The sequence below is a fragment of the Pseudomonas sp. Irchel 3H9 genome (genome assembly GCF_900187495.1).
Classification (GTDB): Bacteria; Pseudomonadota; Gammaproteobacteria; order Pseudomonadales; family Pseudomonadaceae; genus Aquipseudomonas; species Aquipseudomonas sivasensis.
Map to the genome: position 1 here is coordinate 203,086 of NZ_FYDK01000006.1, position 16,844 is coordinate 219,929.

Sequence of the window (16,844 nt, forward strand, 5' to 3'; positions counted from 1 at the left end):
CACACGATGGGCCTCATGCAAGGTCATCGCGAATCGCAGGAGATCACAGGTTCAATAACCAGAGAATACTGGTCGACCCGCTTCAGAAAATAACACTATTAAAAACGCAGTTTCCGACAGCGTATACAAACAAAAAACGCCTCGGCGTGGAACCAGACGCCAACTGCCGACGACAATACTAAAACAGCAACACAGGTTAAAACCACCTGTAACGCTGCTGCTGGGTCAACAAAGATCGATCGACAGGAGCTGACCATGCAACGACGCCAATACAACGCTATGCCTTCCAGCACTCGTTCATCATGGCAGGACGAACATCCATACTACTGCTTGCACAGTCCCAACGGGTACCCTCAATCAGTTCTTTACCAAGTAGTACCCGCCGGAAGAAACTTCTTTCATATCCGCGAAGTGACCAGCGGCAGGATCAAAGGCTTTCGCAGCGACCACATCGAGGCCTGTGAACTGGCCAAGCGGCTGGAGGCCTCCCTGCTCGGGGGGATCGTTTCGTCACCCGGATGACTTTACTGCGCCGCCACCCCTCAACAACTGCCATACTGGCCTGTCCATTGAAATTGGCCCCGTTCGGGTCAGGTTTCATCAGTGCAGTTGGTTACCTCGAAGGGAAGGCTATACGTGACGGAATTTGATATTGGCGAATTTTTCATCCACGGCGACGCAAGGGAAGTAGACGGTGAGTTTCAAGCAGTGATCGTGATGCGCGCCAAGCCACCGTTGACCACTGTCACCACGCATCAGGTGGAAAAGGACCGTTGGTTCAAGACGCTGGATTCCGCCGCCATCGCTGGAAAAGAATCCGCCCAGGCGCTCAAGACTGCGGTGGATTCAGGCGCGCTGACCTCCTGACAATCCGATCGAACTCTACCGCGCCACAAGCCTCCCATGCATAACCATCTAGAAACCTGCAGGGAGACCGATATGGACGCGCCAATACCTACACTCGAAACGTTATTCGAACAACTGGGCCTGGACTCGTCGCCGCAAGCCATCGACGCCTTCATTGTCGCGCACCCGCTGAGTGACGACGTGAAGTTGATCGACGCACCGTTCTGGACGCCGCAACAGGCTCAGTTTCTGAAGGAAGAACTGCGTGAAGACGCTGACTGGGCCATCCCCGTAGATGAGCTCAACCAGCGCCTGCATCAACCGCAGTAACCCACTCGACGCAGGCGGCCTGCGGCTCGCAGGCGCTTGCCCTACCTGTAACTGTGCCTAACGCACAGCCTTCGCCGCCTCCGGCTTATAGCCCAGACGCAAGCCACCCCAATGCCGCCCACGGACCATGATAGGTACCGACAAATCGTGCATCAACTCGCCGGTATCGCGGGTGTAGGTCTGCAACAACACCGCTTGTTGATGGCTGCCGCAACGAATCCCGGTGCGGTCGTCGAACTTGCGCTTGGTCCGATTCTGCACCGCGTCTACTTGGGTATCACCGGTCAGCGCCTGGGAAAACGCGTTGTTGTGGGTCGGCACATAGCCTTGGGGCGTGCAGGCAATCGCAAACACTAACCCTTCGTGACGTGGCAGCAGCGCTTCCTGAATCGCCGGCAACACCTGGTCGGTATAACCGTCGAACCGCGTGTGGTACTTGCTCGGGCTGGTTTTGGGGATCAGCGTGTAGCTGCGGTCGAACAGGTCGTCCAGGCTGATGCGGTTTTGCTGCACATCCGCCTCGAACTGCTCGGCAATGCGGCCAGCCCCCTCCCGCGCCAGGTCGTAGACACGCTGGTGATAGTCATCGAGCCCGACCTCGGCGAGGCGTTCGCTGATGGTTTCCGCCTGCCCTTCCATTTGCACAGCGGCGTCGGCCAATTGGCGGGTTTGCTGGTCGCTTATATCCAGGTCGCTGCGCATCTGTTCAACGGCGTGGAACAAACTGTCGAGCTGGGCGCGGTTGGTGTCGGCGCCCTGGGCGATCTCATTGACCTGCCCTTCCACATCCGCCGCCAGGCTGGCGATGCTGTGCAGTTGTTCGCCAGCCTGCTCCACCTGCTCGACACCGGTGTGTAAGTCCGCGGACAACTGGCGAATCTGCTCCACCACCTGAGCCGTGCGCTGCTGGATGTCCGCCACCATCAACCCAACTTCATCGGTGGCGGTGGCCGTACGACCGGCCAGGCCACGCACTTCGTCCGCCACCACGGCAAACCCGCGCCCATGCTCGCCCGCCCGCGCCGCTTCAATGGCGGCGTTAAGCGCCAGCAGGTTGGTCTGGCTGGCGATGGACTGGATCACCAGAGTGACGCGCTGGATTTCTTCGCTGCGCTGGCTCAACGCCTCGATCAACTCGCGGCTGGCATTGGCACGTTGGCTGAGCTGGTGCATGCGGATGATCGACTGGGCCAGAACTTCACGACCTTCAGTGCTGCGCTGATGGGCTTGGCTGGCAGCATCCAAAGCCTCGCGGCTCAGTTGGGAAGTGACTTTTTCGGTGCCGATCATCACTTCGGCACTGCTGACAATCTGCTTGGCGGCGCTCAATTGCGATTGCACGCGCGCAGCCAGCTGCTTGACCGAATAGGCCACTCCGGCGGCGGACAGTGCGTTATGGCTGGTGGTATAGGACAGGTCGCGGGTCAGCTCGCCTATCGCATCGATGGCGGCAGACTGCTCGATCACAGGCTTGGGACTTTTCAAGCGGGGCAACCAGATGACCAGCAAGGCCAGTGGCAGGCAGAGGTACAACGGCAGGCTGGCATAAGCAAGGCCCAGCAGTCCCAGCACCAGGGCAGTGCTCTGCAAGAGCGGCATCAACCAGCCGGGCAACCCGCGCACCACCGCTTGGGGTGGCACTGCTGCGCCCATCAGAGTTCCGTCTCCAGCCATCTTCATTACCCCACTGCTTGTCGTTATTGTGTCTGCATTTAACGCCACTATCGGGCCATTATCCATGGGCCTTTAGTGGGGTGGGCTGCAGCAGATCAATAGACGGGCGTAACGGGGGTCTTTCTCTGGGGAACCGCGCGGGCGGCCCCCAGCTTCACCGCATCAGGCTTGGCGCTGATGCTTGTCGATCTGCTCGTGGCGCTCTTGCGCTTCGATGCAGTACTTGGTGGTCGGGCTGATCAACAGACGCTTGAGGCCGATAGGCTCACCGCTGTCATCGCACCAGCCAAAGGAATCTTCCTTGATGCGTTCCAGTGCACGCTCAAGCTGCGGCAGCATGCGCTGGTCGCGGTCGATGGCGTTTACCAGCCAGGTGCGCTCTTCTTCAACGGAAGCGGCGTCGGCCGGGTCAGCCGGAGTGTCCAGGCTTTCAATGGCGATACGGTTCTGTTCAATGCGCTCGTGGTGCTCCACTTTCATGTCTTGCAGCAATTGCTCAAAAAAAGCGTGCTGTTCGGCATTCATGTAGTCATCCGCCGGCATGGCCAGCAACTTTTCCTTTGTCATTGATTTCTCTATAAAAAATACGTGCATTAAGGCGAATAAGGGAGCGTTCCGGCCGACCTCTGCAGGTCTCGGAAGGGCGCCATCCATTCCAAGCGCCACCCGGCACTCAATTTACGAGGGGCGGCAGTCTAAGGCCGACTTGAGGGCGCAGCAACTGAAAAGACAGGCATTTTTACCGATACAACCCCAAAAGGCACCAGGACGGGCTTGGCGAATGGTTATCGGAGTGCGTTTATAGCAAGAAATTCAGTGTTGTGGAGCTATATAGAAGACAAACGGTTGAAACAGACTGTTGATGATTAAATGTGGGAGGTGCGGTGCGACGATTCGACTTGCCCTCAGTCGAATCGTCGCACCGCACCTCCCACAGTTTGTACCGCGTCAGCGTTTGAGTTTGCGTTTGTTGCGGTACTGGTCGATCACCACCGCCACCACGATGATCAAGCCTTTGATGATGTCCTGGATATACGCATCCACCCCCACAAAGGTAAACCCGCTGGCCATCACCCCAAGGATAAGCGCGCCGATCACCGTACCGGTAATACGCCCTACCCCGCCCGCCAGGCTGGTGCCGCCGATGACCGCTGCCGCAATCGCGTCCAGCTCATAAGACATGCCCATGCCCGCCTGACCCGTGGCGGCGCGTGCCGAAGCCACCACACCTGCCAGGCCTGCCAGGAGGCCGGCGATGCTGTAGACGATGATCAGGTGACGCTTGACGTTGATCCCCGAGGTCCGCGCCGCCTGCATGTTGCCGCCGATGGCGTAGGTGTACTTGCCGTACTTGGTGTAGCGCAGGGCAATATGGAAGATCACCGCCACCACCAGGAAAATGATCACCGGCATCGCGCCATGACCAATAGCCGTGTACGAGTCCGAGAGCATGCTCACCGGCTGGCCTTCCGTGTAATAACGCGCCAGACCACGGGCCGAAACCATCATGCCCAGGGTCGCGATAAACGGCGGGATACCGGTGACAGCAATGATGCTGCCGTTGATCGCCCCTGCCAGCAGCCCCACACCCAACCCCATCGCCACCGGAATCCACACGGGCAGATCGGTCAGCGACGGGAACACCGCCCGGGAAAAGTCAGAAGTCTGAGCCAAACTGGCGGCAATCATCGCCGACAGCGCCAGCACCGAGCCCGAAGACAGGTCGATCCCCGTGGTGATGATTACCTGCGTCACCCCGATGGCCAGCAGGCCGATGATCGATACTTGCAGGATCATCAGCACCAGCCGCTGGGAGTTCATCAAAAAGCTCTGGTCACGCACGATCCAGCCGAACAACTCAAACACCAGCCCGATGCCGATCAGCACGAGGAAGATACTCAGCTCGGTGGGCAGTCGCCGCCGGTTCTTGACCGGTGCCGTGGCAGGCTTGTTGTCTGTTATCGCGTTCATAGCCAATCACCTTCTTATTCTATGGTGCGGACCAACCGCAGGCCCGCACGGCTGTTCGTCAGTGGACTACGGTCATACCGGAGGCCAACTGCATGACTTTTTCCTGGGTCGCATCCGCACGGTCCAGGGTGCCCATCAGTTCACCCTCGTGCATCACCATCACCCGGTCGCTCATGCCCAGCACTTCAGGCAGCTCCGAGGAAATCATGATCACCGCCATGCCTTCGCTGGCGAGGAAGGAGATCAGGCGATAAATCTCGGCCTTGGCACCGACGTCGATGCCTCGGGTCGGCTCATCCAGGATCAGCAACCGCGGATTGGTCATCAACCACCGGGCGAGCAAGGCTTTCTGCTGATTGCCGCCGGATAAGGTGTCGATGCACTGCTCAAGAGACGGGGTTTTCACCCGCAGCTTCTTGCACATGTCTTCGCACAGCGCACGCAGGGCTTTCTGCTGGATAAAACCGTTACCCGAATAGTGCGGCAGTACCGCCATCTCCATGTTTTCCAGCACCGACAGGCACGGGAACAGGCCGCTGAGCTTGCGGTCCTCAGTCAGCAGCGCAAAGCCTTTCTCGATGGCCATGTGCGGGTCGGTAATGCGTACCGGCGCGCCATCCAGGGTGATCTGCCCGCTGCTGCTTGGGGTGATGCCAAAGATGGTTTCCGCCACGTTGGTACGGCCCGAGCCCATCAACCCGGCAATACCGAGGATCTCGCCAGCATGCAGGTCGAAGGAGACGTCCTTGAACACGCCATCCAGGGTCAAGTCGCGCACCGACATCAGCAACTCGCCGATAGGCGTCTCGCGCACCGGGAACAGCTGGCTCAGCTCGCGACCCACCATCATCGAGATCAAGCTGTCGCTGTTCATGCTGTCAGCACGTTGCAGGCCGATGTAATGGCCGTCGCGGAACACCGCCACTTCATCGGCGATGGCAAACACTTCGTTCATTTTGTGCGTGATGTAGACGATGCCTTTGCCCTGCGACTTGAGGTCGGCAATGATCGAAAACAGGTGGGCCACTTCCTTTTCGGTAATGGCCGAAGTCGGTTCATCCATGATCAGGATGTCGGAGTCGTAGGACACGGCCTTGGCAATCTCGACCATCTGCCGTTCGGCGATGCTCAGGTTACCCACGTGTTCCTCGGGGTCCAGGTTGATGCGCAGGCGCGCCAGCAACTCGGCAGTGCAGCGGTGCATTTCGCGGTGGTTGACCATGTGCAGGCTGTTGAGCTGCTCGCGGCCGATCCAGATGTTTTCGGCGATGCTCATATGGGGCATCAGGTTGAGTTCCTGGTGGATCATCGCGATCCCGGCTTTCTGGGCCGCCAGGGGTGTTTCAAAGACGATGGGCTTGCCGCGCAGACGGATTTCGCCAGCATCCGGCTGATAGATACCGGCGATGATTTTCATCAAGGTCGATTTACCCGCACCGTTCTCGCCCATCAGCGCCAGCACCGTGCCGGGGCGCACACGCAGTTGTACGTCGGCCAAGGCGACGACGCCGGGAAAGCCTTTGCTGATGTTGACGATTTCCAGCAGGTAGGGTTCTTCCTGCGCCAGCGGCTGGATACCGGGAGGCTGCGAGACAACGGCTTGAGCGAGCATAGGGAGGTACTCCATCAGCAGGGCGGGCACGACCGCCCTGCCGGTTCATTGTTGTTATGTCTGGGCTACTTGAACTTGGCGACGTTTTCCGGAGTGATCAGTTGGAACGGGATGATCACGTTCTGCTCGACCGGCTCGTTCTTGGCCATCTTGCGCGCCGCTTCCACCGAGCCCACCGCCTGGCCCTTGGCGTCCTGGAACGCGGAGGCGGCCATGTCACCCTTGGTAATCGCATTCAAGCCGTCCGGCGTACCGTCGACCCCCGCGATCAGCACACTGCCTTTTTCCTTGCCAGCCGATTTCAAGGCCATGGATGCGCCGATCGCCATCTCATCGTTGTTGGCCAACACCGCATTGAACTCGCGGCCTTGGGTCAGCCAGTCGTTGACCAGGGTCATGCCTTTGTCCCGCAGCCAGATACCGGTCTGTTCCTGTTCGATCTTGATGTCCGGGTACTTGGCCAACACTTCCTTCACGCCCTTGGTGCGATTGGTGGTGGAGTTGTTCGCCAGGTCGCCCAGCAGGATCACGATCTTGCCCTTGCCGCCGAGTTTTTCAGCGATGTACTGCATTTGCAGCTTGCCGGCCTCGACGTCATCGGAGGTCACGGCCACTACGTCCTTGGGCAGGTCTTTCTGGTCCGGACGGCGGTTGACGAACACCAGCGGGATGCCCGCCTTGGTCGCGGCGTTGATGATGTTTTTGGTGGAAGCCGTGTCGACCGGGTTGACGATGATGGCGTCGACTTTCTGACTGATAAAGTTCTCGACCTGGCTCAGTTGCTTGACCACATCGGCGCGGGCGTCTTCGAACTGCAACTGCACGCCGTCGCCCTTGGGATAGGACTTGGCTTGCTTATCCATGTCTTCGCGCAGGTAAGTGAGGAAGGTGTCATCGAACGCGGACATGCTCACGCCGACCTTGATGTCGGCGGCGCTGGCAAAACCGCTGGCCAGCATCATGGATAAAGCCAGCGCGGTAAAACGGATCGGGGTCTTCATGAACGGTCTGTCTCCACTTTCTTGTTGGTTTTTTGGACGTTGCGTTTATCAGAGCTCGGCGGGCAGTCGAACGACCGGGGCGCCAGGAATGCAGCAGACCAGCGCGCCTTGGTTTTCGACGCACAGCACATTAAGGAAGGAGAAGTAGAACGGCCGGGCGCGGGGCAGACCGCGGGGCGTGTGGGCAGGGCGTAAAACTCGCAGTACAGCGTTGAAGATTTTCATCTGACGGTACCTGGTTGTTTTTGATCTTGTTTTTGTTGAGTCGCCGGGGTCGAGCCCAAGACGTACTTTATGCAACCTGGAAAAGACTTTATTGGAAAATAATTTCCATATCAACCTGTTTTAGAATTTTATTCTATTTTTGTTGAAACCACCTGCTGACGCTCGGCGCTCAGGCGTGCGGCGTCCAATATACGGGTGGTTTCCAGCGCGTCATAGGCGTCTACCGGCAAGGGTCCCTGCCCTTGCACGGCCGCTTGCAGTTGCCGGTAAAACTGCGTCCAGCAGCCCTTTTCTGAAGGCACCCGTTCACGCTCATCACCTTGCTCAAACCAGCCCCAGCGGCGGTGCTCCTCGGCGCCCCAGTGCTCGCCTTCGGTTTTCGGCGATTTGCCCGCCATCAACGCTTCTTCCTGGCCATCCAGCCCGTCCACCGTGTAACAACCCAAGGTGCCACTCACCCGAAAGCGCGGGGCCTGGCTGTTTTGCAGGGCGTTGCCCCACAGATGGGAAATAACTCCGTTGGCATGGGTCAGGGAGATGAAGAAACCGTGGTCGACGCTGGGGTGTTCGGCGGTGTAGTGCAATTGTGCGAACACCCGGTCCACCGGGCCAAACAATTGCAGCGCCTGGTCCACCAGATGACTGCCCAGATCACGCAGCCAACCCCCGCCACTGGCATTGCCCACCGCTTGAGGGCTGAAGCGTTCCACGCGGGATTCGAAACGAGTGATGGTGCCCAGCGCACCGGCGTCGATGAGCTTGCGCAAGGTCAGGTAATCCGAGTCCCAGCGCCGGTTCTGATAGACGCTGAGCAACACCTCATGGCGTTCGGCAGCGGTGATCAGCGCCTGGGCCTGTTCGGCGTTGGCGGCAAAGGGTTTGTCGCTGACCACCGCCACACCGTGTTCGATGGCTTCCAGCACCAGCGCCGGGCGGCCCTTGAGGGTGGTGGAAATGACCAGCGCATCGACACCGGCTTCGACGATCTGGCCAATGCTGTCAAAGGCCTTCACACCTGGAAGATCAGTACTTAATTGCTGGCGCCGCTCTGGTGAGCGCGTCACCACGCCGACAAACGTCGCACCCGGCAAAGTCGCAATCAGCGGCGCATGAAAAAAGCGCCCTCCGTGGCCGTAGCCGACTAGTCCGATTCGCATGATCAACTCCTGAGTTGAATTGGAAACCCAATCAACTGTGGGAGGGGGCTTGCCCCCGATAGCGGTGGATCAGAAACAAATTTATTGCTGACCCACCGCTATCGGGGGGCAAGCCCCCTCCCACATTGACCGAGTGTTAGCCGTAGAAGTGCGGACGATCCGGCAAGCTCACCTTCACAATCTGCTCACTGCCCTGCGCCTCAATACACGCATCCGCTGCCACCGCCGCCGCAAACCCATCCCACGCCGACGGCCCACCCACCTGCCCGGCGCGCACGCTATCAATGAAGGCCTGCAACTCCACGTCATAGGCACCGATAAAACGGTCCTTCCAGTCCATCAAAATTGCGTTCGACAGTTTGGCACCGCTGCGCAATTGCACTTGTGAAGGCTCCGGCAATTTGGCGATGCCGGTCTCCCCTACCACTTCGCACTGGATGTCGTAGCCGTACTGGCAGTTCACAAACACTTCCACATCGATACGGGTGCCCTTGGCGGTTTCCAGCAGCACGATCTGCGGATCACGCAGGTGGGCCAAGGCCTTGCTGGTCTTGCGCGGGAACACCACTTGCACTGATACGTAGTCGTCGTTGAGCAACCAGCGCAGCACGTCCAACTCGTGGATCAGGGTGTCGGTGATCGCCATATCGGTCTTGTAGTTCTCGCCCACCGTCGGGTTGCGGTGCGCGCAATGCAGCATCAACGGCTCGCCGATCTGGCCGCTGTCGATCACGGCCTTGAGGGCGCGATAGCCTTCGTCATACGGGCGCATGAAGCCCACCTGCACCAGGCGCTTGCCGTAGGCCACTTCGGCCTCGACGATCTTGCGGCAGCCTTCGGCAGTCACCGCCAGCGGCTTTTCACAGAACACCGGCTTGCCGGCGGCGATGGCCGCGAGCACGAATTCTTCATGGCTCGGGCCCCACGAGGTCACCAGCACCGCTTCCACCTGCGGCGAGTTGATCAGCGCGTGGCCGTCCGGATACACCTCGGCGTCCAGCTTAAACTCCGCAACCACCTTGGCGGCCTGCTCAAGGTTGATATCGGTCACCGCCACCACCTGGCTGTTGAGCAAGGTCTGGCTGCAACGACGAATATGGTCGCGGCCAATGGCGCCGGTACCGATCACTCCAAGCTTCAAAGACATACAAACACTCCTCTTGTTATTAGTACTGCCGGGCCTTCGCCAGGTGTTCATTGAGTTTTTTCGCCGCTGCGTTGGTGCGCTCACTGGTGGAAACCTGCGCGACGCCTACCCGCCACCACGACAGGTAGCCGTGGATCATGGTCTTGGGCAGCACTTTGATGTCGATCAGGGTCGAGACGGTTTGCGTGCGCGCATCGGCCAGGGCCGCTTCAAGCTGCTCCACGGTGCTGACCTTGTAGGTCTTGCAGCCGTAGGCCGCCGCACTCATGGCGAAATCCACCGGCACCAGCGCGCCGTCGAGCTTGCCGCTCTCGGGGTTGCGGTAGCGGAATTCGGTACCGAAGCTGTCCATGCCATTGCCGATCTGCAGGTTGTTGATGCAGCCGAAGGCCATGTTGTCCAGCAGCACTACGTTGATCTTGCGTCGCTCCTGGATGGAGGTGGCCAGCTCCGAGTGCAGCATCATGTAGGAGCCATCGCCGACCAGCGCGTAGACCTCTTTGTTCGGCTCGGCCAGCTTCACGCCCAGGGCAGCATTGATCTCGTAGCCCATGCACGAGTAGCCGTATTCGACGTGGTAGGTGTTGACCCCCTTGCTGCGCCAGGCGCGCTGCAAGTCGCCAGGCAAGCTGCCGGCGGCGGCCACGATGATCGCGTCATCGGCCAGGGTTTGATTGAGCACGCCGAGTACGCGACTTTGGGTCAGGCACGAGCCAGTCAGCTCGATAAATTCGCGCAGTACAGCGCGGTCCAGGTGGTCGTCGACCTCAGGCACAAAGTCATCACCCTGGTATTCCACCTGGTGCACACGGTCCACTTCGGCGTCCAACTGCGCCTTCGCCTCACTGATCTGCGAGCCCCATCCGGAACGATAATCGCCGAGGGCATCGGCCAGCGCTTGCAGGGCCAATTTGGCATCGGCCAACACCTGCACGCCGTCCAGCTTCAAGGCGTCGGCGGGGCTAATATTCAAGTTGAGAAACGTCACCTCGCCATGTTTGAACAGTGACTTGGATGAGGTGGTGAAGTCGGTATAGCGGGTACCGATACCGATGATCAAGTCGGCCTCTGGCGCCAGCAGGTTGGCGGCCAGGCAGCCGGTTTCACCGATACCGCCCACGTTCAGCGGATGGCTTGAGACCACTGCACTTTTGCCCGCCTGGGTTTCAGCGAACGGAATATCAAAACGCTCGGCAAACGCCTGCAACGCAGCATTCGCGCCGGAGTACTTCACGCCGCCGCCACAGATAATCAGCGGCTTGCGCTTGCCTCGGAAAGCCGCCAACGCATCGCCAATCATCGCGGCGGTGGCCGGACGGCGGTCGATACGGTGCACACGTTTTTGCAAGAAATAATCAGGGTAGTCCCAGGCTTCGGCCTGCACATCCTGGGGCAGCGCCAGGGTTACCGCGCCGGTTTCGGCAGGGTCGGTGAGCACGCGCATCGCATGAATTGCGGCGGTCATCAGTTGCTCAGGACGGTTGATACGGTCCCAGTATTTGCTCACCGAGCGGAACGCGTCGTTGGTGCTGATGCTCAGGTCGTGGAACTGCTCGATCTGTTGCAACACCGGGTCGGGCTGGCGGCTGGCGTAGACATCACCGGGCAACAGCAGCAACGGGATACGGTTGGCGGTGGCGGTCGCCGCAGCGGTCAGCATATTCGCCGCGCCAGGGCCGACAGAGGCGGTGCACGCGTAGATCTTGCGGCGCAGGTGCTGCTTGGCAAAACCGATGGCGGCGTGGGCCATGCCCTGCTCGTTGCGGCCCTGGTGCACCACCAGATCGCCGCTGTCCTGCTCCAGCGCCTGGCCCAGGCCCAACACATTGCCGTGGCCGAAAATGGTAAACACGCCGGCGACAAACTTGCTCTGCACGCCATCGACTTCGATGTATTGGTTATCCAGGAACTTCACCAGGGCCTGGGCCATGGTCAGTCGTGTTGTGGTCATGTCGCGCCCCTTAACGATTTTGCAGGTGGGCGATGCTTGCCCCCAACGCCTGCTGTATATCCGCCAACTCATGCACGCTTGTGGCAAATGGCTCGAACGACAGGTAGCCGCTGTAACCGGTGCTGAGCAACGTGTCGATCTGTGCGGCATTACCGAGGATGTCGCCCTCGCCCACCAGCACACGGTGGCCGTCGCGGATCGAGTTGAGCGGCGCCTCGGCATCTTCCACGCCGGAGATATGCACCAGGCCGGTCAACTCCGGGAAGAACTCATGTTCATTGGCCAAGTGGTGGTGGAAGGTGTCGTGCACCACGCGGAACACATCCAGGCCGCCAATGGACTTGATTGCGTCCACCGCCACACGCTTGCGGCGCAGGGCAGACTCTTCGAAGCCCAGGGGTTCGACGAAACCGAGAATCCCGTACTCGCGCAAGATCGGCGCCAGCTCGCTCAATGCAGTGCGCAAACCGGCGGCGCGCTGGGCATCGTTGCGCGTGTCGCCCGGTTCATTGAGCGGGCACATCACCAGGCCTTGGGCACCACATTCACGGGCGTAGGTAGCGAGTTTGATCGCCTGGGCGCGGCGCTCGTCGTTCCACACATCAAAGGGGTACAGCGCGTTGATCGACAGCACCGTAATGCCCTGCACCGCGCATAACTCACGCACGCGACTGGCCGGGGTGCCGTATTCGATTTCACGGTTTTTGAGGTCATTGCGAATTTCGATGGCATCGCACTGGAGCGCGGCCGCCAATTGGATGAAATCCGGCAGGGACAGGTTGGGCGCGACCATGCGGTTCAGGGCAAAGCGTAGAGGCGACTTCATTGTTGTTCTCCGTCTAGAACCGTTTTAAAGGTCAAGCAGCCAACTGTGCTGCGGGTCGTTGTGGAAATGCCAGGCGCGCTTGGGGCCGGCCATGACGTTCAGGTAATAAGACTCGTAGCCGTACGGCACACTGACCGGGTGATAGCCCTTGGGCACCACCACCAAGTCACTGTTTTCCACGGCCATGGCTTGGTCGATGCTGCGGTCGTCGGTGTAGACCCGCTGGAACACAAAACCCTGGGGCGGGTTGATCTGGTGGTAGTAGGTCTCTTCCAGAAAGCTTTGGTGCGGCAGATCGTCGGTGTCGTGCTTGTGCGGCGGGTAGCTCGACGAATGACCCGACGGCGTGCGTACTTCCACCACCAGCAGCGAATGAGCCGGTGAGGTGTCGGGCAGGATGTCGCACACGTAACGGGTGTTGGCGCCTTTGCCACGTACGCTGCGCTTGCAGTCTTGCGGGCGGATCAGGCGCGGTTCGTAACCGCCGGCACCGGGAGCAGCGCAGACGGCAATTTGTACGTCGCTCAAGGCGGTGACCTGGGCATCGGTGCCCGGCGGCAGGTAGGCGGCGAACGGGGACTTTTCCTCGAACACTGACTGGCGATCACCAAGGTTCTGCCAGTTGAAGCCCTCGCCGTCGATATTCACCCGACCGCTGAGCAGCACCAGGCACAGCTCTTTATCGCCGGCGCTGACCGGCAGGGTTTCACCGAGGCTCAGGCGGTAGGCTTTGAACCCTACGTATTCCAGACGCCCCTCTTCCAAGGCAACGATGGTTTGTCCGCGTTTGTTGCTTTTGACCAACAGACTCATTGTCCAACCCTCTCAGTGAGAAGAGCACGCAAGGTGTCATAGCCCTTTTTCGCGTAGATATAGCTGGGCGCCACCGCTGGATCCTGCTCGGCTTCCACCACCAGCCAACCTTCGTATTTGGCGGCCAGCAGCACATCGAGCAACTCGGCAAAATCGATATCGCCATCGCCGGGCACGGTGAAAGTGCCGTTGACGATGCAGTCGGGGAAGCTCCACATCTGGTTGCGCGCCAGTTGCACCACCGGTTTGCGCACGTCCTTGAAATGCACGTGGCACACGCGGTCAATGTGTTTGCGCAGCGCGTCGAGGGGTTCGCCGCCGCCCATGTAGCAGTGGCCCGAATCGAACAGCAGGCCGACTTCCGGCCCGGTGCGGCGCATCAACTCGTCGATGTCTTGCGGGGATTCGACGTACGCGCCCATGTGGTGGTGGTACGCCAGTCGCACGCCTTGGGACAAGGTAAAACGCGCTAACTCAGTGAGCTTGTCGGCGTATTCCTGCCAGGCCTGCTCGCTATGAAAGCGCGGGCGTTCGATCAGGCGAATGCGCGAGCCCTGGATCGAATCGGCCACCTCGCCGTACACCAGCACCTTGGCGCCGTTTTGTTTCAGCAGTTCGACGTGGCCGGCAATGGCTTCGATTTCTTCAGCCACCGAGCGGCGCGCCAGACGGCTGGAATACCAGCCGGAGACCAGCGCCAAGTCATAGGGGCGCAATACGTCGCCGACGCCCTTGGCATCCTTGGGGAATTTGCCGTTAAGTTCGAAACCTTCGTAGCCGATTTCCTTACCTTCGCTCAGGGCAGTGCTCAGCGGAGTTTCACCGCCGAGGGCCGGAAGGTCGTCGTTACTCCAGGAGATCGGGTTGATGCCAATTCGGATTGCGGGCATGGCTGCACCTTTATTATTTTCAGGTATCACTGAGATCTGCTTTCTGCTTTATGTGGGAGGGGCTTGCCCCCGATAGCGGTAGTTCAGTTACAGAAGTGCTGTCTGACACTCAGCCATCGGGGGCAAGTCGAATCGTCGCACCGCCCCTCCCACATTGGATTGCATTTCAAATTAGGAACTGGGTTTAGCCTCGCGCACTGCGCCAGGCGTTGATCAATTGCTCAAAGGTCGCCTGTACCTGCTGAATCAACGTCTCATCATCAATCTCCCCCGCCATCCACAAACGGCTCGGTTCCTGGAAGATCGTACGGCCCACGGCAAACCCACGGCAGGTGGTGCTTTGGCTGGCTTGCTGGAAGCCGTCAGCGAGAAACTCAGCCGAGGCATTCAAGCCCAACAACACCACGCCACGGCAGTACGGGTCACGTTCCTGGATCAGTTCGTCGAGCTTTTTCCAGTCCTCGGCCGACTGCGCCTCGATTTTCCACCACGCCGGGTAGATGCCCAGGTTGTACAGGCGCTTGAGGCTGCGGTAGAGCGCGTCCGGGTAGGTGGACGGGTGATCCTTGGGCGGGATGACTTCCAGCAGCAATTCATGGCCGCTGACCAGGGACGCCTCGTACACCGCCTTGAGCTGGGCTTCCTGTTCCAGGCGCAGCAAGGGTTCGTCATCGGGGTGGAATTGCACCAGGCACTTGATGATCTGTTCCTGAGGCCAGGCGATCAGGTTGCTGCCAATCGAACGGCCATGCTCGAAGGCCAAGGGCCGCGAGTTCTGCACTTCCACCGGGCGGGCGATCCACCAGCCACGACCGCTGGCGGCGTTGAGCGCGTCCTGACCAAAACGCTGGTCGGCCAACAAACCCACATCGGCGGCAACGCCCTGCTCGGCGAGCTTTTTTTCCACGCGTTCGATGGCCTGGATAAACAGCTGCTTGATATCGCTGATGCGTGCCGGATCCTGGCCGCCTTTTTGCGCCAGGTCGACCAATTGCCAGCGGTGGTCGAAGGCGAAAATAAACAGTTGTTTCCATTGCTTGCGCGGCACGCTGACACGGTGCAGACGTTGCAGGGTCACGTCCTGGTCCGGCCGGGTGATCGGCTCCGGGCTGTTGAACAGGTAATCGAGCTCGGCCGGCGTCGGCATGGCCGGAGCGCAAGCGTGGCGCGAGACCACCAGGCCGCCACAGGCATTGGCCAGTTGGCTGCAACGTTCGTCGCTGGCGTCATTGATCCAGCCGCTGAGAAAGCCCGACATAAATGCATCGCCGGCGCCCAGCACATTGAGCACTTCCACACGCACGCCAGGGTAGATCGCGCCGTCTTCCAAGCGCGCAGGAATCGCACCGTGGATGACCGTGCACCCCTGCGGCCCGAGCTTGACCACCAGCGTGGCAGGCGTAAGTTCGCGCACGGTGCGCAGCGCGGCGAGCAGGTCTTCGCTGCCGCCGGCGATCAGGAACTCTTCTTCGGTGCCGACGATCAGGTCGAAACGCGGCAGGATTTTCTGCACATGCTGGCTGACATTCTGGTCCGCGACAAAACGCGTCTCGCCATCTGCCTTGCCTGCCAGGCCCCACAGCACAGGGCGGTAGTCGATATCCAACACGCGCTTGACGTTGTGCTTGGCCGCATAGTCCAGCGCTTGGATGCTGGCCTTGTACACACCGTCGGTGGAGAAATGCGTGCCGGTAATCAACAGCGCTTTGCTGGAGGCAATAAAGGCTTCGCTGATGTCTTCGGCGCGCAGGGCCATGTCGGCGCAGTTTTCGCGGTAGAACACCAACGGGAAGGTTTCGCGGTCCTTGAGGCCCAGCAGCACCAGGGCAGTGAGCCGTTCCGGGTCGACCTTGATGCCGCTGACATCACAGCCTTCGCGGGCCAGGGATTCCACCAGGAAGCGACCCATATGATCGTCACCCACGCGGCTCAGCATCGCCGACTTAAGGCCCAACCGCGCAGTGCCGAAGGCGATGTTGGCGGAGGAACCGCCGAGGTATTTGGCGAAGCTGGACACGTCCTCAAGCCGCGCACCTACTTGCTGTGCGTAGAGGTCGACGCCCAGGCGCCCGAGGCAAATCAGATCCAATTGACGCCCACTGGCAAAACGAGTCTGGCCCATGCTGGCTCCTGTTATTTTTATCAGCCTGCGTGGTGCCGCCGTGGTGACGGCTCACGCTCTTGGTGAGAGCAGACTAGAACGTTCAGCGGGCTCAATCAATATTTATTCCAGAATTATTTTTAGTGGAATATTTTTTCCAATAAGCCAGCATAATGGCACCCTAGCCCGCGTGCATCGTTTCAGCAGCCCACCGGGGCCGTGATGCCGGGGTATTTTTTTGCGCCTACCCTGTAGACTTGCGCCACCCATCAGCGCATCAGACGAACACGCCAGAAGGAT

At 59.9% G+C, this 16,844-nt stretch carries 17 protein-coding genes; 4 read left to right on the forward strand and 13 right to left on the reverse strand.

The genetic code is table 11. The features are described 5' to 3' along the window. Positions 1 to 255: 255 nt before the first annotated feature. The 3 genes from CKW32_RS21610 (at position 256) to CKW32_RS21620 (ending at position 1,176) form a co-directional block, all read left to right on the forward strand. Entirely contained in the window at positions 256 to 522 is a 267-nt protein-coding gene (locus CKW32_RS21610; protein ID WP_163033237.1) for a hypothetical protein, read from the forward strand. Between the two features lie 114 nt (positions 523 to 636). Beyond that, the gene (locus CKW32_RS21615; RefSeq protein WP_032885791.1) at positions 637 to 867 is read left to right on the forward strand and encodes a hypothetical protein; all 231 of its coding nucleotides are present in this window, start codon (positions 637 to 639) and stop codon (positions 865 to 867) included. Between the two features lie 72 nt (positions 868 to 939). Continuing rightward, entirely contained in the window at positions 940 to 1,176 is a 237-nt protein-coding gene (locus CKW32_RS21620; protein ID WP_032885790.1) for a DUF2789 domain-containing protein, read from the forward strand. A 57-nt stretch (positions 1,177 to 1,233) separates the two neighbouring features. Here CKW32_RS21620 and CKW32_RS21625 read toward each other — a convergent pair whose 3' ends face one another. The 13 genes from CKW32_RS21625 to iolC all read right to left on the reverse strand — a co-directional run bounded on the left by CKW32_RS21625 (position 1,234) and on the right by iolC (position 16,565). Next, a complete protein-coding gene (locus tag CKW32_RS21625; RefSeq protein ID WP_371854019.1) occupies positions 1,234 to 2,916 on the reverse strand; it encodes a methyl-accepting chemotaxis protein in 1,683 nt (560 codons plus the stop codon). 96 nt (positions 2,917 to 3,012) lie between these two features. Beyond that, the gene (locus CKW32_RS21630; RefSeq protein WP_010564800.1) at positions 3,013 to 3,417 is read right to left on the reverse strand and encodes a TraR/DksA C4-type zinc finger protein; all 405 of its coding nucleotides are present in this window, start codon (positions 3,415 to 3,417) and stop codon (positions 3,013 to 3,015) included. 381 nt (positions 3,418 to 3,798) lie between these two features. After that, complete coding sequence (locus CKW32_RS21635) at positions 3,799 to 4,821, reverse strand: ABC transporter permease (protein ID WP_032885788.1); 1,023 nt, start codon at positions 4,819 to 4,821, stop codon at positions 3,799 to 3,801. 58 nt (positions 4,822 to 4,879) lie between these two features. Beyond that, positions 4,880 to 6,433: a sugar ABC transporter ATP-binding protein gene (locus CKW32_RS21640; RefSeq protein ID WP_032885787.1), complete on the reverse strand. Its 1,554-nt coding sequence runs from the start codon at positions 6,431 to 6,433 to the stop codon at positions 4,880 to 4,882. Between the two features lie 65 nt (positions 6,434 to 6,498). Next, the gene (locus tag CKW32_RS21645) at positions 6,499 to 7,434 is read right to left on the reverse strand and encodes a sugar ABC transporter substrate-binding protein (protein ID WP_095185946.1); all 936 of its coding nucleotides are present in this window, start codon (positions 7,432 to 7,434) and stop codon (positions 6,499 to 6,501) included. Between the two features lie 48 nt (positions 7,435 to 7,482). Beyond that, positions 7,483 to 7,659 (reverse strand): hypothetical protein, encoded by a 177-nt coding sequence (locus CKW32_RS28350; RefSeq protein ID WP_163033238.1) that lies wholly within the window; start codon positions 7,657 to 7,659, stop codon positions 7,483 to 7,485. Between the two features lie 128 nt (positions 7,660 to 7,787). Further along, on the reverse strand, positions 7,788 to 8,816 hold the full coding sequence (locus tag CKW32_RS21650; RefSeq protein WP_095185947.1) for a Gfo/Idh/MocA family oxidoreductase: 1,029 nt from the start codon (positions 8,814 to 8,816) through the stop codon (positions 7,788 to 7,790). 136 nt (positions 8,817 to 8,952) lie between these two features. Next, positions 8,953 to 9,963 carry a Gfo/Idh/MocA family protein gene (locus CKW32_RS21655; protein ID WP_095185948.1) on the reverse strand — a complete coding sequence of 337 codons (1,011 nt, stop codon included), beginning with the start codon at positions 9,961 to 9,963 and terminating at the stop codon, positions 8,953 to 8,955. 19 nt (positions 9,964 to 9,982) lie between these two features. Beyond that, positions 9,983 to 11,914: a 3D-(3,5/4)-trihydroxycyclohexane-1,2-dione acylhydrolase (decyclizing) gene (gene iolD, locus CKW32_RS21660; protein WP_095185949.1), complete on the reverse strand. Its 1,932-nt coding sequence runs from the start codon at positions 11,912 to 11,914 to the stop codon at positions 9,983 to 9,985. A 10-nt stretch (positions 11,915 to 11,924) separates the two neighbouring features. Next, on the reverse strand, positions 11,925 to 12,740 hold the full coding sequence (locus CKW32_RS21665) for a TIM barrel protein (protein WP_095185950.1): 816 nt from the start codon (positions 12,738 to 12,740) through the stop codon (positions 11,925 to 11,927). 24 nt (positions 12,741 to 12,764) lie between these two features. After that, a complete protein-coding gene (gene iolB / locus CKW32_RS21670; RefSeq protein ID WP_095185951.1) occupies positions 12,765 to 13,553 on the reverse strand; it encodes a 5-deoxy-glucuronate isomerase in 789 nt (262 codons plus the stop codon). Next, complete coding sequence (iolE, locus tag CKW32_RS21675; RefSeq protein ID WP_095185952.1) at positions 13,550 to 14,443, reverse strand: myo-inosose-2 dehydratase; 894 nt, start codon at positions 14,441 to 14,443, stop codon at positions 13,550 to 13,552. Before iolE ends, iolB begins: the two co-directional genes overlap by 4 nt. 184 nt (positions 14,444 to 14,627) lie before the next feature. Beyond that, positions 14,628 to 16,565 carry a 5-dehydro-2-deoxygluconokinase gene (iolC, locus tag CKW32_RS21680; protein WP_095185953.1) on the reverse strand — a complete coding sequence of 646 codons (1,938 nt, stop codon included), beginning with the start codon at positions 16,563 to 16,565 and terminating at the stop codon, positions 14,628 to 14,630. Between iolC and CKW32_RS28150 the strand changes: the two genes are divergently transcribed. Then, positions 16,564 to 16,767 carry a hypothetical protein gene (locus CKW32_RS28150; protein ID WP_143499427.1) on the forward strand — a complete coding sequence of 68 codons (204 nt, stop codon included), beginning with the start codon at positions 16,564 to 16,566 and terminating at the stop codon, positions 16,765 to 16,767. The genes iolC and CKW32_RS28150 overlap by 2 nt on opposite strands. The last annotated feature ends 77 nt before the right edge of the window (positions 16,768 to 16,844 follow it).

What these genes read in the sequence shown, in the direction of transcription:
- CKW32_RS21620 (WP_032885790.1), top strand. Translation starts at nt 940, where the DNA reads ATGGACGCGCCAATACCTACACTCGAAACGTTATTCGAACAACTGGGC.
- iolC (WP_095185953.1), bottom strand. Translation starts at nt 16,565, where the DNA reads ATGGGCCAGACTCGTTTTGCCAGTGGGCGTCAATTGGATCTGATTTGC.
- iolE (WP_095185952.1), bottom strand. Translation starts at nt 14,443, where the DNA reads ATGCCCGCAATCCGAATTGGCATCAACCCGATCTCCTGGAGTAACGAC.
- CKW32_RS21640 (WP_032885787.1), bottom strand. Translation starts at nt 6,433, where the DNA reads ATGCTCGCTCAAGCCGTTGTCTCGCAGCCTCCCGGTATCCAGCCGCTG.
- CKW32_RS21610 (WP_163033237.1), top strand. Translation starts at nt 256, where the DNA reads ATGCAACGACGCCAATACAACGCTATGCCTTCCAGCACTCGTTCATCA.
- CKW32_RS21630 (WP_010564800.1), bottom strand. Translation starts at nt 3,417, where the DNA reads ATGACAAAGGAAAAGTTGCTGGCCATGCCGGCGGATGACTACATGAAT.
- iolB (WP_095185951.1), bottom strand. Translation starts at nt 13,553, where the DNA reads ATGAGTCTGTTGGTCAAAAGCAACAAACGCGGACAAACCATCGTTGCC.
- CKW32_RS21665 (WP_095185950.1), bottom strand. Translation starts at nt 12,740, where the DNA reads ATGAAGTCGCCTCTACGCTTTGCCCTGAACCGCATGGTCGCGCCCAAC.
- CKW32_RS21655 (WP_095185948.1), bottom strand. Translation starts at nt 9,963, where the DNA reads ATGTCTTTGAAGCTTGGAGTGATCGGTACCGGCGCCATTGGCCGCGAC.
- CKW32_RS21650 (WP_095185947.1), bottom strand. Translation starts at nt 8,816, where the DNA reads ATGCGAATCGGACTAGTCGGCTACGGCCACGGAGGGCGCTTTTTTCAT.
- CKW32_RS21645 (WP_095185946.1), bottom strand. Translation starts at nt 7,434, where the DNA reads ATGAAGACCCCGATCCGTTTTACCGCGCTGGCTTTATCCATGATGCTG.
- CKW32_RS28350 (WP_163033238.1), bottom strand. Translation starts at nt 7,659, where the DNA reads ATGAAAATCTTCAACGCTGTACTGCGAGTTTTACGCCCTGCCCACACG.
- CKW32_RS21625 (WP_371854019.1), bottom strand. Translation starts at nt 2,916, where the DNA reads ATGGATAATGGCCCGATAGTGGCGTTAAATGCAGACACAATAACGACA.
- CKW32_RS21635 (WP_032885788.1), bottom strand. Translation starts at nt 4,821, where the DNA reads ATGAACGCGATAACAGACAACAAGCCTGCCACGGCACCGGTCAAGAAC.
- iolD (WP_095185949.1), bottom strand. Translation starts at nt 11,914, where the DNA reads ATGACCACAACACGACTGACCATGGCCCAGGCCCTGGTGAAGTTCCTG.
- CKW32_RS28150 (WP_143499427.1), top strand. Translation starts at nt 16,564, where the DNA reads ATGCTGGCTCCTGTTATTTTTATCAGCCTGCGTGGTGCCGCCGTGGTG.